The sequence below is a fragment of the Pararhodospirillum photometricum DSM 122 genome (genome assembly GCF_000284415.1).
Taxonomy (GTDB): Bacteria; Pseudomonadota; Alphaproteobacteria; order Rhodospirillales; family Rhodospirillaceae; genus Pararhodospirillum; species Pararhodospirillum photometricum.
In genome coordinates, this window is record NC_017059.1 from 2,110,710 (window position 1) to 2,123,945 (window position 13,236).

Genomic DNA, 13,236 nt, shown 5'->3' on the forward strand with positions numbered 1-13,236 from the left:
CTCGGTCCCTCAAAGAGGATCGGTGCGATAGAGCCGAACCGGAACGCCGCCGTGGGAAATCACCGGCCCGGGGGGCAGGAACGGCAGGCCGGTCGCCTGAGCCAAGGTCGCCTCGCTGGTGATCAGGCCGACCCGCCAGCCCTGAAAGTAAGAGCGCAGCCGTCGCCCCAGGGTTTGATAAAGGCCCTTCAGCTCTCGCTTATCGCCCAGGCGGGTACCATACGGCGGATTGACCATGACCAACCCCGGCGCCAGCCCAGCGGGAGGCCACAGGTCACTGACCGGGCGCTCCTGAAAGCGAATGACGTCGGCCACCTGGGCCCGCTCGGCATTGGCCCGGCTCATGCGAATGGCCCCGGGATCGCGATCGCTGCCAAAGAATCGCACGCCCGATAGCGGCTCACTCGCCCGCTGGCGCAAGGCGCTCCAGGCCTCGGGATCAAAGGTCGCCATCTGCTCGAAGGCAAAGGTCCGCGAGCGCCCGGGCGGCAGCCCCGCCGCCATTTCCGCCGCCTCAATCACAAAGGTGCCCGAGCCGCACATCGGGTCCACCACCGCCTCCTGCCCGTCATAGCCGCAGGCCCGCAGGAACAAGGCGGCCAAAGTCTCGCGCAACGGAGCCTTGTTGACGGCTTCCTTGTGCTGGCGCCGGTGCAACAGTTCCCCCGAGGTGTCCACGCTGAGGGTGCACCAATCGTCGTCGAGCCGCGCCATGACCCGGATCGGCGCCTCGGGACTGACCGGCACCCCCAGCGTTTCGGCCACGGCTTGCTCCAGGCGCTGGGCCGCCGCCTTGGCGTGATAAATCCGCGAGCCCGAACAGGTGGCCTCGACACTCACCGCCACATCGGCACGCAGGACCTTCCCCCACGCCACCTTGCGCGCCCGCTTGTCGAGCTGGGCCAAGTGCATGGCGCGAAAAGCCGCCACCCGGGCCACCACCCGGCTCGCCCCGCGCACCTCCAGGTTGGCCCGCCACACCTCGGGCCAGCCCCCTTGGATTACCACGCCGCCCTTGACCACCTGGGGATCACCAAACCCCAACGCCGCCACCTCGGCCCGCAGCACGTCCTCAAGACCAGGGGGCGTGACCAAAAAAATCTCAAAGCTCGTGTCTGTCATGGTGCCTGTCTGTGGGGGAAAGGGCGGTTGCCTCCCGGAGCTTATCCCGCGCCCCGCGGTGTTCCAACCCCTGGCACGGGCGAGAGGCGAAGGAAGGCTGGGGAGGCGGGCCTCCCCAGACCCCACATTCCCATGGGCCCTGCGAGCGAGACCAGTCCCCCGGAACGGAGGGGTCTGGGGAGGCCCGCCTCCCCAGCCTTCCCTTTTTCCCGTATGCTGTCCCCAGCACGACTCGACCATAATAGAGGCAGACCATGCACTGGGTTTATCTCGCCGTCGCCATCGGCGCCGAAATCATCGCCACGTCGGCCCTCAAAGCCTGCGACGGCTTTACCCGCCTCGCCCCCTCGGCCTTAGTCGTGGTGGGCTATCTGGTCTCCTTTTACGCCTTGTCCCACGCCTTAAAAACCCTTCCCGTGGGCATCGCCTACGCCATCTGGTCCGGCCTCGGGATCGTCATCATCACCGCCGTCGGCTGGGTTCTCTACGGCCAGAAACTGGAAGCACCGGCCCTGATCGGTATGGCCCTGATCGTCGCCGGCGTCGTCCTCATGAACGCCTTCCCCTCCTCGACCGACTCCTGATCCACCTTCCACATGGAACACAAAACCGGTTGCCAGACCCAAGCGGGATCGGCTGACCGGTCTTCCCGCTGAGGGAGCCCGATAACGACGTGTTCCGGGCCAACAAGGGGAAAGGCCCGCTGGATCGTGCCAAGCCCTGGACCAGGAACCGAGGGAGGCTCGACAAGCCCCCCTTGCATCTCGCCCCCTACCGGATTATGTTTCATGAAACGGTATAAGGAAGGAAAACGCCCATGTCATCGAGCGTGACGAGGCGGGTGAGCAAGCATCGAGCAGGCCTGCGGGCTGCCGGGATGCGCCCGATTCAGATTTGGGTACCCGACACCCGGCGCCCCGGCTTTGCCGAGGAATGCCGCCGGCAATCGGCCCTGACTGCCGAAAGCGATGCCGCCGACAAAGACCTGCAAGACTTCATGGAGGCCGCACTTGCGAAGATGGAGGGCTGGACAGAGTGAAGCGCGGGGATCTGGTCACGATTGCCCTGCAAGGGGACTTCGGAAAGCCACGCCCCGCTCTGATTATCCAGTCCGACCAATTCCACCAGAGCGCCACCCGCGCGGTCCTTTTGCTGACCGGCACCCTGGTTGACGCACCTCTGATCCGGCTGATGCTCGACCCGACACCGGAAAACGGGCTGTTGAAGCCTTCTCAAATCATGATCGACAAGCCGATGACGGTCCCCGTGACAAAGATCGGCCCGGGGTTCGGACGGGTCGATGACGGGACCTTGCTCGCTGTCAACCGAGCTCTGGCGGTATTCCTGGGGTTTGCCTAGCAGGCTATTGAAAAACCCTATGCCTTTCCCCGAAGCCGGAGAGGTCAACCTGAAACATCAAATCCCTACAAAAATATTATGATTGCCCTTACTTTCATCTGGCCCTTGATATGCCCTCAGTCTTTCGGCAATTTCAATAAGAGATACTCTCGCCACTTTTACAGAACAACTTCTAATCTCAAAAAGCTGCCTCAGTCTATCGTTGTTCGCTCCATGCAACGTTTTTGATCTACATTCATTATAAATCAGTTGAATAAGGTTGTTTAAGGTGCGCGAAGGGAATCGCGTTACTTCTTCATCTCGGTTGGTGCCTGTTAAGTGCGCAACCATGCTTGTTATACCAGGACACTGTCCTCCACCGGATAGTACATCTAGGCAGGTTGCTAACTTTGCTACCGCAATGGCATCATTTGATTCGCGACACCCCTCACCAAACCAATCCAGTGCGGTAACCCAGCGATTGGCGAGCTTGGGGTGTTTGTAATTTGATGGATCGAGAACCCCCCCAATAATTTCGCCAAAACCACTGATAATATTATTATTTTCTTTTAATAGCGCATCAATTTGATTTGGCGACAGAATGCAAAAGATCCTCCCCTTGGATATTACACGAGACCATCGGCGATCGTTTTTTTCTATTAGAGTATACACCATTCTCGGATAAAATCGTTCCCCATGAATTAACTGCTGGCAGAAACAATCTTCTCGACCAACAGCAAGCGATATGGCGTCAAGAGAAGATTTTGCGATTATTCTAGCAAATTTTTCAGAAATTTTTTCTTCGTAGCCGCGAGTAATAACCTTAATTATAGCAGATCCCTCTAAAAGAAAATTGTAAATTTCCTCAGAATCTCTGCATAACTCGATATTTTCATGGTTTTCATTAATTTTTTTATTAATAAATTCTTTCCATTGGCTGTTTTCTTTTGAGCTTATTGGGATATCAACGGAATCCAACCAATGAAGACGATTAAATACTGTCACTGGGCCGATTGAGAACGGAGCCCTCTCCTCTACACCAATGGTATGCGCAGGAAAATAGTGGGTGTACTCTTGCGACATAAGAATGAGTCTCTCATGAACAAGAGATCTAAATCTTGGTATAATCTTTCCTTGATCACCTTCATCGAAACCTAAAAAATCGCCAGCAGCGTGCATATTTGCGATGATTTGGCGAATAATATTTGCGTATTCTTTAATTTCAATCTTAGGAGATTCGGGAGGAAGATTGTTATAGAGGATCTTTGATATGCTCCATATCGCGTTAAGTGACGACTGATTAAAGTATCGTACAGATCCATTTTCTGCGTGGGTAAAATTTGGAAGACCATTTTCTTTCCACCGAGGTTTATCGCCTCTATGGACACGATCCAACTCATCAACAAGAGATTTAAGATCAGATGCTAGTGTCATCTCATCCCTCTCAAAATCGCATCTCTCGAAGTCAAATAAGAGGCCGATAGCAGGCTGTTAAAAAAGTCTCTCGGATCGTCGGCGGTCTCGAATTCCAAAAGAGATCGTGACCCTTGGACGCTGATCCGGGCCGGGGAAAACGCTTCGCCCGCTGGCTACATTGTGGCTACATAAAAAACGAAAGACCCCACCAAGGGGGCCATGCGTGCTTTGAGAGAGTGGCGCGCCCTACAGGATTCGAACCTGTGACCTACGGCTTAGAAGGCCGTTGCTCTATCCAGCTGAGCTAAGGGCGCTTACGGAACGGCGGTGGAAGTTTTCTGATTCCGGGCCGCACGTCCAGCAAAATTTTTAGGAAATCTTCTGAAAAGCGAAATTGTCGGCATACGACTTGGGCTGCGGGGACCGGACCTGGGGATCACGCACCTGGGCCACGTACCCTTTGCGCTTGGCATAGGCCAGGGCCTCGGCCTTGGAGGCGAAGCTCAGGCGAATCTGACGGTTGACGTCTCCCGAACCGACCCACCCCATCAAGGCATCGTTGAGCGGGCGCTCGGTCGGCTCGAACTCCAGAACCCACTGACGCGTGTTGCCTTTGCCCGACTGCATGGCGGTTTTGGCCGGCTGGTAAATGCGCACGCGAACCATGGTCCCTTCCCCTTATCGTGTCACGCCACCCGATTGTCGCCGCCTCCCTTTCACACCGGTGGGGGCCCGAGTGGTCGGGGCGAGAGGATTCGAACCTCCGGCATCCAGCTCCCAAAGCTGGCGCTCTACCTGGCTGAGCTACGCCCCGGCGACGACGGCACCCCTGAGAGCTAACGGTTTTCTCCGAGAAAGGCAAGCGCCCCAACGTGAACAAACGCGGCTTTTTCTGAGGGAATCCGAGGGTTTTGGGATTTTGTCCCGAAAAATTCCCGAAGACGCGTTCCTCAAACGTTCCAAGAGGTACTGACGTGGCTGTCCACACCAAGCCGCTTGACATACGGACAAAATGCCCGGCGAACCGACCGGAATCACCGGACAGTTCGCCGGAAGGGTACAAACTCTGCGTAGATCAGTGGCGCCCCGCCTTGCGCCGACGGTTCCATTCGGCGATGGCGCCATCCGGCATTGGCTCCGGGCTGCTCATTGCAAATCGAAAATCCCCGTCGCCCATCGACGCAGCTTCCGGTGGGGGCGTCGGGGCGCCCATGGCTTTGAGCGCGGCCACGTCGGCCATCACCTGGGCCACTTCGGCGGGCGCAACGCTCTTCGCGTCCAGGCGCTTCTCGAGGTGCCGCGCCGCGAAGTAAAAGGCAGCCACACCCCCAAGAAGGCCGGTCAACCACTCGGGCACCAGGGCGTAGACCCGCATGGCCTCCGCGAAGCCGATCGGGTCCAAGGGCGCCCAGGCCATCACCGCCAGCACCCCGAAAGCCATAAAGGGGCGCGGCAAGCGGTTCAGCGCAAGCCCGCCCGCGCCCGCCCGGCGCCGGCCGCGGCGCCACAAGCCCCGCAGACCTCACCGGCCCCGGCAACCGAAAACACCGGACCCGCCGCCCCCGGCCCCTCGGGTCCCACGGGCGAGGGGCCGCCAGCCCCCGGGGAACGCCCCGGCCCCGGCCCCGACCCCGCCCCCGACCCCGGCGGTGATCGAGTGCCGCAAACCCAGCTATCCCGCCGCCGCTCGTCGGGCGGGGGAGAGTGGGGTGGTGGTCCTGGCCTTGCTGATCGACACGGCGGGGGCGGTCATTGACCAGCGCGTCGAGCGCTCCAGTGGTTTCCCGCGCCTTGATGCCGCGGCCCTGGAGGCTCTGGGGCGCTGCCGCTTTCAGCCGGCCACCCTGGACGGCCGGCGCGAACCGACGTGGGCACGCCTGCGTTATGTGTGGAAACTGGAGGATTAGACATGTGTCGCGTCTCGTGGCGGAGGCTCCTTCGCGGGGGAGGAGCCTTGGGGATCGCGCTGATCGGGGGGGGGAGTCCGGCCTGGGCCGAGCCGCTCGTGCCCCTGGCGGACCCACTCCCTCCCGCCCCTCCGGCCGAACGCTTGGCCGCGCTTTGGGTCCAGGGCGACGGGGTGGCCCTGGGCACCTTGATCGTGCTGCTGGCGATGTCGGTGGCGAGTTGGTCCGTCATCGTTGTGCGCACACTGGGCGGAATCCAGCAGGCCCGGCAGGCAGGGCGGGTCGCCCGCTTCTGGGCAGGGGGCGGGCTTGCGGCCCTGGTGCCAGGCTCCCCCCAGGCCGCCTTGGTCGAAGCCGCCCAGGAGGCCGACGCCTTGTTCCGCGCGGGCCAGGTCACGGGGGTCGATCGCCACACCTGGCTGGGCCTCGCGCTTCATCGCGTGATCGCCGAAACCCAAAGCCGGGTGCAAGAAGGGCAGACCCTCCTCGCCACCGTGGGGGCCACGGCGCCTTTTGTCGGGCTGTTTGGCACGGTGTGGAGCATTCATCGGGCCCTGACCGCCTTGGGAGGCACCGTCCCGGCCTCCCTGGAGACGGTGGCGGGGCCGGTGGGCGAGGCCTTGATCATGACGGCCCTTGGCCTCCTGGTCGCGGTCCCGGCGGTGCTGGCCTACAATGCCCTGATCCGCTCGGGCAAAAACACGATCGACCCCTTGCGTCTGTTCGCCGCCGATATCGAGAGCGCTCTTTTGTCCGGGCGATGGCCCGGGGCGGGCAGGCCATGATCGACGAGCCGGTCCATGACGCCCCCGAGCCCATCGCCACCTTAAACACCACGCCCCTGGTGGACGTGATGCTGGTCTTGCTCATCATCTTCCTGATCACCGTACCGGTGGTCGCGACCCAGGCCCCCGTGCGTCTGCCCCACGCGACCGCAAGCCCGGTCGAGGAGGCCAGGGACAGCGTTAGCGTGGTGGTGCATCGGGACGGGCGGGTCAGCGTGGCGGGAGCCGAGGTGGCGGGGCCGGCCCTGAGTGCCGCCCTCCAGGAGGTGGCGGGGCGCCAACCGGTGCCCCCGGTTCATGTGCGCGCCGACGCCGAGGTCCCCTATGCGGCGGTGGGCCGGGTGCTGGCCGCCTGCCGACGCGCCGGCCTCAGCCGGATTGGCTTCATCACCCAGCCCGCGGAGCCCGGCGCATGACTCCTGACCTGTTCGAGGGCGACCCCGACCCCAGGCCCCTCGGCGAGATGAACACCACGCCGCTGATCGACGTCTTGCTGGTGTTGCTGATCATGATCATCGTCACCCTCCCGGTCCTGCCGCACCTGACCCCACTGGGGCTTCGGGCCGCGCCCGGCGCCAGCGCGTCCGATGCGGTCCGGGTGTGGGTGGATGAGACGGGCACGGTGTTCTGGCAGGGGGAGGCCCTCCCCGACCGGGCCAGTTTGGACGCCCACCTCGCCGCCCTGGTGGCCCAGCCCCATCCGCCCCCGCTTCATTTTGATGCCGATGGCCGGGGAGCGTTTGCGCCGGTCATGGCGGTTCTGGCCGCCGTCCAGCGCCACGGCGTGCCGTCTTTTGCCGTGACCGGCACCGAGCGGTTTCTGGACCGGGGAGGGAGACGCCCGGCCCCCCCCCAGGAGCCAGGGGCGATCACCCCTGGGAGGTCTCCCGCGGCTCTTCGGTCAAGCTCCGGGCCTCGGGCCGACCGTGACGGAGTTCCTTGACGATGCCATGCAAGGTGCGGATCTCCTGCTCGGTCAGGGCGGCGCGCTCGAACAGGCCCCGGATATTGCGCACCATGCCCGGGCGTTTCTCGGCATTGCGCAAAAAGCCACAGGCATCAAGTTCGCGCTCCAGGTGGGCAAAGAAGCCCAAGAGATCGGCCCGCGTCGCCGGGCGGGTGGCATTGACCACCAACTGCTCGGGGGGGGCGTCGCTGGCGGCCTGGAACCACTCGTAGCCCAAGAGGAGCACCGCCTGGGCCAGATTGAGCGAACAATAGGCCGGGTTGAGCGGCACCTCGATGACGGCATCGGCCAGGGCCACGTCGTCGTTGTTAAGACCGGTACGCTCGGGACCAAACAAGACACCCGCCGGCTCGGCCACGTCGGCAAAGGCCCGCAGGTGGGCCGCCGCCGTGCGCGGGGTTAGCACGCGCTTGATCATATCGCGCCGCCGCGCCGTGGTGGCGTAGACCCGGCGCAAGTCGGCAATCGCCGCCTCGACGGTCTCGAAAGGCTGGGCGTCGCGCAGCAAGGCATCGGCGCCCGAGGCGGCCGCCACGGCCTTTTCCGCCATCCAGTCCTCGCGCGGGGCGACAAGGCGCAGGCGGGTCAGGCCGCAGTTGAGCATGGCGCGGGCCACCATCCCGACGTTTTCCGCCAGTTGGGGCCGCACCAGCACGATGACGGGCGCGCGCTCAGGGTCGGCCATCACAGCCGCCCGGGTGTGGTCAGTTCCTGCCACGGGGTCCTCGTCTTACAAACTCAGCCGGGATGGGGGACCTGACCGCTTTTGAACAAGCGGTAGGTCAGCGCATCTTGCAAGGCGTTGAAGCTGGCGTCGATGACGTTGGACGACACCCCCACGGTGGTCCAGCGGGTTCCCTCGGCATCGGCGCTTTCGATCATGACCCGGGTCAGGGCCGCCGTGGCCGCGTCGGGGGTCAGGATCCGCACCTTGTAATCCACCAAACGCAGGTCGGCCAGCACCGGATAGACCGGCACCAACACCTTGCGCAAGGCGGCGTCCAGGGCATTGACCGGGCCGTTGCCCTCGGCCACCACCATGTGGCGCTCGCCTTGGATGTCCATTTTGACCGTGGCTTCCGAGAGGGTGATCAACTCGCCGCGCGCGTTCCAGCGCCGTTCGTCGATGACCCGAAAGCTGGTCAGGCGAAAGTACTCGGGCACCTCGGCCAACTCGCGCCGGGCCAGCAACTCGAAGCTAGCCTCGGCGCCATCGAAGGCGAAGCCCTGCGCCTCCAGGCGTTTGATGGTCTCCAGCAGGCTGCCGATCCGGGGATCGCTGGCCTCCATGTCGAGGCCAATCTCGCGAAAGCGCGCCATCACGTTGGAGCGGCCGGCCTGATTAGAGACCAGGATCTGGCGCGTGTTCCCCACCGACTCGGGGGTGACGTGTTCGTAACAGCGCGGATCGCGCTCCACCGCCGACACGTGCAAGCCGCCCTTGTGGGCAAAGGCGCTGTCGCCCACGTAAGGGGCGCGGCGGTCCGGGGCGCGATTGAGGCGCTCGTCGAGCAGGCGCGAAACGTGCTTGAGCCGGGTCAGGTCGTGGCTCGACAGGCCGGTCTCGAAGCCCATCTTAAGCATCAGGCTGGGGATGATGCTGATCAGGTTGGCGTTGCCGCAGCGCTCGCCCAGGCCATTCAAGGTGCCCTGGATCTGGCGCACCCCCGCTTGCACCGCCGCCAGCGAATTGGCCACCGCGTTTTCCGTGTCGTTGTGGCAGTGGATACCCAGGCGGTCGCCGGGCAACTGCCGGGTGATGGCGGTCACGATGGCCTCGACCTCGCTGGGCAAGGTGCCGCCATTGGTATCGCACAGCACCACCCAACGGGCGCCCGCATCGAGCGCCGTGCGCAGGCAGGACACAGCATACTCAGGGTTGCTCTTGTAGCCGTCGAAAAAGTGCTCGGCATCAAACACCGCCTGATCGACCCGCTGGGCGGTGAGGGCGATGGAGTCAGCGATCATGCGCAGGTTTTCGTCCAGTTCCACGCCCAGGGCAACGCGACACTGGAAATCCCAGGTCTTGCCCACCAGCGTGACCACCGGGGCGCCGCTGCTCAACAGGGTTTGCAAGGCCGGGTCGTTGTCGGCGCTGCGCCCGGCCCGCCGGGTCATGCCAAAGGCCGCCAGCCGGCCCCGGACCATGTGGGGAGCACGGGCAAAGAAGGCGTCGTCGGTATCGTTGGCCCCGGGCCAGCCGCCTTCAATGTAGTCAATCCCCAGTCCGTCCAGCTCCCGGGCGATCGCAATCTTGTCGGCCGCCGAAAAATCCACGCCCTGAGTCTGCGCGCCGTCGCGCAGGGTGCTGTCGTACAGGTAGACGCGCTTGCTCATCCATCTGGGTCCGGTACCGGGGGGAGTAAATCCCGTCATGAGGAAACCAGGGAGGATGCCTCCTTTGGCTCCCTCCCTCAAGTGAAAGTGCGGGAGGGAGGAAAAGGGCAGGCTGGGGAGGCGGGCCTCCCCAGACCCBCCSKTCTCTCACGCCTCTATCGGAATGACCCGCACTTTCTCAAGAGTCACAAGCCCCCCTGCCCCTGCATCAAGGCCTTGACGGTCGGACAAAACGCATCGAGGCGCTCTTCGTCATCCACGCCCCCCCCGGTGCCGCCGCCGCCCGAGCCCAAGGTCGAGCCGCCGCCTGAGCCGAAAAAGCCCGAGCCCAAGAAGCCCGAGCCGGAAAAGCCCAAGGAACCGGAAAAGCCGAAAGAGCCGGAGAAACCGAAGGAACCGGAAAAGAAGCCGGAGCCCGAGAAGCCCAAGGAGCCGGAGAAAAAGCCGGAGCCGGAAAAGCCCAAGGAACCCGAGAAGAAACCGGAAAAACCCAAGGAAGCTCCGAAAGAGCCGCCCAAGCAGCCCCAGCCGCAGAAGCCGCCGAAGGAAGCCGATCCCTTCGATTCGGTTCTGAACACGGTCAAGAGCATGGAAAAGGCGCAGCCCCAGACACAGAGCAAGGCGTCAGCCTCGTCGCAGCCCGCGGCCTCCACGGCCCCGTCCTCGACGAGTTCCTCGACCCAGGCCTCGAACCAGGGACGGATTTCCCAGCGCCTAACCATGAGCGAGATCGACGCGATTCGGTACCACGTTGAAAAAATGTGGAACTATAACAAGGGCGGCAAGGGCGTGGAGAAGATGATGGTAGACGTGCTGGTGACGATTGCCACCGATGGCTCGGTGGCAACGGCCAAGGCGTTACTGGACCCGGCGCTTGCGGCCGATCCTTTCTACCGCGCGCTCGCCGACAGCGCGGTGCGCGCCGTGCGCCGGGCCAGCCCTCTGCCCGTTCCGGCAGACAAGTTCCCCTTATTTGAAAAGGGGTTTACCTTGCGCTTCGCCCCCACGGGGGTGGACGTGAATTAGCTGCCTCAGGAGCGCCATATTTACGGTGCAATGGCCGGACGCAGGAGAGCGATCCGGCCATCGGACCGGATCTTGTTTTGTTCCGCACACTTCTTATTCTGGCGTGAGTCGGCGCCCTCCGAGCAACAAGGGGGGAGCCTTTTGGTGGTCTCTGGGAAGGATTAAGCTGCGATGATCCGATCGACGACGGCGCGGCGCCGCTGGGGCGCTGGCCTTGCCGTGATGGCCTTGGTTCTGGCGTCCGCCGGAATCACCGTGGCGCCGGCGCGCGCCGAGTTGGTGATCGATATCACCCGGGGCGTGACCGAGCCCATGCCCATTGCCATTCCCGATTTCGGCGGCTCTGATGCCCAGTCCACGGGAATGGGCCGCGATGTGGCCGGGGTGATCGCCAATGACCTGGGAGGCTCGGGCCTGTTTCGGGTTTTGAACAAGGCGGCCTTCATCGAGTCGCTGCCCTCGCTGGCCACCCAGCCCAATTTCGCCAACTGGCGCGCCCTCAGCGCCCAGGGCTTGGTGCAAGGCGAGGTACAGCCGACGGGAGATGGACGCCTGCGAGTGTCGTTCCGACTGTGGGACGTGGCGGCAGGCGAACAGGTGGTCGGCCGGGCCCTGGTGACCCAGAGCGAAAACTGGCGTCGTGTGGCCCACATCATTGCTGACGAAATTTACAAGGCCATCACCGGCGAGGGTGGGTATTTCGACACGAGAATCGTCTATATCGCCGAATCCGGTCCCAAGAACGACCGGACCAAGCGGCTTGCCATCATGGACCAGGACGGCGCGAATCAGCGCACCTTGTCCACCGGCGAGGCGATGGTGCTGACGCCACGCTTCAGCCCCACGGCGCAAGAAATCACCTACTTGAGCTATTACAATGGCGTGCCTCGTGTCTATCTTTTCAACATCGAGTCGGGGCGACGCGAACTCTTGGGGGATTTCCCCGGCATGACCTTTGCGCCCCGGTTCTCCCCGGACGGCAACAAGGTGATCATGTCCATGGCCAAGGACGGCAATACCGAGATCTACGAGATGGACCTTCGCACGCGTAAGGCGACGCGACTGACCAACCATCCGGCGATCGACACCTCGCCGTCCTATGCGCCGGATGCCCGTCAGATCACCTTCAACTCGGACCGCGGCGGCTCGCAGCAGCTTTACGTGATGAGCGCGGATGGCTCCGGGGTGCAGCGCATCAGCTTTGGTGATGGCAGCTATGCCACACCGGTGTGGTCGCCGCGCGGCGACCTGATCGCCTTTACCAAGATGAAAGGCGGACGGTTCTTTATTGGCGTCATGCGGCCAGATGGCAGCGGCGAGAAGATTCTGTCGGAAGGCTTCCTGGTGGAAGGGCCGAGCTGGGCGCCCAATGGGCGGGTTCTGACCTATTTCCGCGAGGAGCGCGGCAGTCGTCCGGGCTTGTATACCATTGACTTGACGGGTCATGCCGAACGCATGATCCCGACGTCAACCGAAGCGTCCGATCCAGCGTGGTCTCCTCTGTTGCCTTAAAGCAACAGCGTTGTGCGTTCGCACAGGGACCCCTTGTGTTCGGCCGCGATTTAGATCACAAAAGGTTCGGAATTTCCGGACTTGAGTGAGGCGCGTCCAGCATTCCACCCTTTCCAAGCCGACCGGCCACTTTTCAGGACTGGTCGCACAGCTTTAACTCGGGAGTTCTTTTCGATGATGAAGTACGGTTTCCTCGGGGCCGCTGCCGCCGTGATGATGCTGTCGGCCTGCTCGACCACCCCCGACACCGGTGCGAGCGGCGCTGGCGCCGGCGCCGCCACCACCACCACCAAGGCCGCTGGCCCGGCGGCTGGCACCGTTGCCGAGTTCCAGCAGGTCGTGGGTGACCGCGTGTTCTTTGACTACAACGAGTACAACCTGAGCAGCGAGGCGCGCGCCACCTTGCAGAAGCAGGCTTCTTGGCTGACCCGCTACCCGACCTTCTCCCTGACCGTGGAAGGCCATGCCGACGAGCGCGGCACCCGCGAGTACAACCTGGCCCTCGGCGAGCGTCGTGCCAACGCCGTTCGTGAGTTCCTGGCCTCGCAGGGCGTTGCCGCCAATCGCGTCAAGACCGTGACCTACGGCAAGGAGCGTCCGACCTGCACCCAGTCCACCGAGAGCTGCTGGTCGCAGAACCGTCGTGGCGTGTCCGTTCCGCAATAAGCGGCGGGCCGACCTCGCTTAAGTAAGCTGGATGGGGCGCCGTCCTCCGTTATGCGGAGGCGGCGCCCTCGTCCTTTGCCGTGGACCAGCCCTGGCCCAGCGTATTTCTTGTCTGCGGATGGTGGGGCTGTTTTGCTGTTAGTCGTCACGACGCGGGTGT

Annotated in this window: 16 protein-coding genes and 2 tRNA genes; 10 read left to right on the forward strand and 8 right to left on the reverse strand. The window is 63.2% G+C overall.

The annotated features are described in order from the left end of the window. Positions 1-9 precede the first annotated feature (9 nt). Positions 10-1,122, reverse strand: a complete 1,113-nt coding sequence (locus RSPPHO_RS09415) for a THUMP domain-containing class I SAM-dependent RNA methyltransferase (RefSeq protein ID WP_041794941.1) — start codon at positions 1,120-1,122, stop codon at positions 10-12. 254 nt (positions 1,123-1,376) lie between these two features. Here RSPPHO_RS09415 and RSPPHO_RS09420 point away from each other — a divergent pair, with 254 nt between their 5' ends. From RSPPHO_RS09420 to RSPPHO_RS09430, 3 genes are all read left to right on the forward strand, one after another. Beyond that, entirely contained in the window at positions 1,377-1,706 is a 330-nt protein-coding gene (locus RSPPHO_RS09420; protein ID WP_014415014.1) for a DMT family transporter, read from the forward strand. Positions 1,707-1,939: 233 nt separating this feature from the next. Then, on the forward strand, positions 1,940-2,161 hold the full coding sequence (locus tag RSPPHO_RS09425) for an antitoxin MazE family protein (RefSeq protein WP_041794943.1): 222 nt from the start codon (positions 1,940-1,942) through the stop codon (positions 2,159-2,161). After that, positions 2,158-2,481, forward strand: coding sequence for a type II toxin-antitoxin system PemK/MazF family toxin (locus tag RSPPHO_RS09430; protein ID WP_014415016.1), 324 nt, complete (start codon positions 2,158-2,160; stop codon positions 2,479-2,481). Before RSPPHO_RS09425 ends, RSPPHO_RS09430 begins: the two co-directional genes overlap by 4 nt. Positions 2,482-2,538: 57 nt before the next feature. On the opposite strand, the gene RSPPHO_RS19875 is transcribed toward RSPPHO_RS09430, so the two are convergent. The 5 genes from RSPPHO_RS19875 to RSPPHO_RS09450 all read right to left on the reverse strand — a co-directional run bounded on the left by RSPPHO_RS19875 (position 2,539) and on the right by RSPPHO_RS09450 (position 5,332). After that, entirely contained in the window at positions 2,539-3,894 is a 1,356-nt protein-coding gene (locus RSPPHO_RS19875; protein ID WP_157879160.1) for a hypothetical protein, read from the reverse strand. Positions 3,895-4,113: 219 nt separating this feature from the next. After that, positions 4,114-4,190: transfer RNA gene (locus tag RSPPHO_RS09435), tRNA-Arg, on the reverse strand. 55 nt (positions 4,191-4,245) lie between these two features. Beyond that, positions 4,246-4,542 (reverse strand): ETC complex I subunit, encoded by a 297-nt coding sequence (locus RSPPHO_RS09440; protein WP_014415017.1) that lies wholly within the window; start codon positions 4,540-4,542, stop codon positions 4,246-4,248. 71 nt (positions 4,543-4,613) lie between these two features. Beyond that, positions 4,614-4,690, reverse strand: a tRNA-Pro gene (locus RSPPHO_RS09445). Positions 4,691-4,951: 261 nt separating this feature from the next. Next, a complete protein-coding gene (locus tag RSPPHO_RS09450; protein ID WP_014415018.1) occupies positions 4,952-5,332 on the reverse strand; it encodes a 3TM-type holin in 381 nt (126 codons plus the stop codon). A gap of 193 nt (positions 5,333-5,525) precedes the next feature. On the opposite strand from RSPPHO_RS09450, the gene RSPPHO_RS20540 reads away from it, so the two are divergent. Genes RSPPHO_RS20540 through RSPPHO_RS09470 form a run of 4 tightly spaced genes read left to right on the forward strand, consistent with a single transcriptional unit; the run spans position 5,526 to position 7,511 of the window. Continuing rightward, a complete protein-coding gene (locus RSPPHO_RS20540; protein WP_014415019.1) occupies positions 5,526-5,783 on the forward strand; it encodes an energy transducer TonB in 258 nt (85 codons plus the stop codon). Between the two features lie 47 nt (positions 5,784-5,830). Next, positions 5,831-6,568, forward strand: a complete 738-nt coding sequence (locus tag RSPPHO_RS09460; RefSeq protein WP_051013788.1) for a MotA/TolQ/ExbB proton channel family protein — start codon at positions 5,831-5,833, stop codon at positions 6,566-6,568. Next, complete coding sequence (locus RSPPHO_RS09465; protein WP_041797033.1) at positions 6,565-6,984, forward strand: ExbD/TolR family protein; 420 nt, start codon at positions 6,565-6,567, stop codon at positions 6,982-6,984. The genes RSPPHO_RS09460 and RSPPHO_RS09465 overlap by 4 nt, the downstream gene beginning before the upstream one ends. Continuing rightward, positions 6,981-7,511 carry a biopolymer transporter ExbD gene (locus tag RSPPHO_RS09470; protein WP_014415022.1) on the forward strand — a complete coding sequence of 177 codons (531 nt, stop codon included), beginning with the start codon at positions 6,981-6,983 and terminating at the stop codon, positions 7,509-7,511. The genes RSPPHO_RS09465 and RSPPHO_RS09470 overlap by 4 nt, the downstream gene beginning before the upstream one ends. On the opposite strand, the gene RSPPHO_RS09475 is transcribed toward RSPPHO_RS09470, so the two are convergent. Further along, positions 7,438-8,253 (reverse strand): RNA methyltransferase, encoded by an 816-nt coding sequence (locus RSPPHO_RS09475; protein ID WP_014415023.1) that lies wholly within the window; start codon positions 8,251-8,253, stop codon positions 7,438-7,440. The genes RSPPHO_RS09470 and RSPPHO_RS09475 overlap by 74 nt on opposite strands. A 20-nt stretch (positions 8,254-8,273) precedes the next feature. Continuing rightward, positions 8,274-9,872 carry a citramalate synthase gene (cimA, locus tag RSPPHO_RS09480; RefSeq protein WP_041794947.1) on the reverse strand — a complete coding sequence of 533 codons (1,599 nt, stop codon included), beginning with the start codon at positions 9,870-9,872 and terminating at the stop codon, positions 8,274-8,276. A 270-nt stretch (positions 9,873-10,142) separates the two neighbouring features. On the opposite strand from cimA, the gene RSPPHO_RS19885 reads away from it, so the two are divergent. The 3 genes from RSPPHO_RS19885 to pal all read left to right on the forward strand — a co-directional run bounded on the left by RSPPHO_RS19885 (position 10,143) and on the right by pal (position 13,076). Next, positions 10,143-10,898 carry an energy transducer TonB gene (locus RSPPHO_RS19885; RefSeq protein WP_014415025.1) on the forward strand — a complete coding sequence of 252 codons (756 nt, stop codon included), beginning with the start codon at positions 10,143-10,145 and terminating at the stop codon, positions 10,896-10,898. A gap of 222 nt (positions 10,899-11,120) precedes the next feature. After that, positions 11,121-12,410 (forward strand): Tol-Pal system beta propeller repeat protein TolB, encoded by a 1,290-nt coding sequence (gene tolB / locus RSPPHO_RS09490; protein WP_422610594.1) that lies wholly within the window; start codon positions 11,121-11,123, stop codon positions 12,408-12,410. A gap of 177 nt (positions 12,411-12,587) precedes the next feature. Then, a complete protein-coding gene (gene pal / locus RSPPHO_RS09495; protein WP_173391173.1) occupies positions 12,588-13,076 on the forward strand; it encodes a peptidoglycan-associated lipoprotein Pal in 489 nt (162 codons plus the stop codon). Positions 13,077-13,236 lie beyond the last annotated feature (160 nt).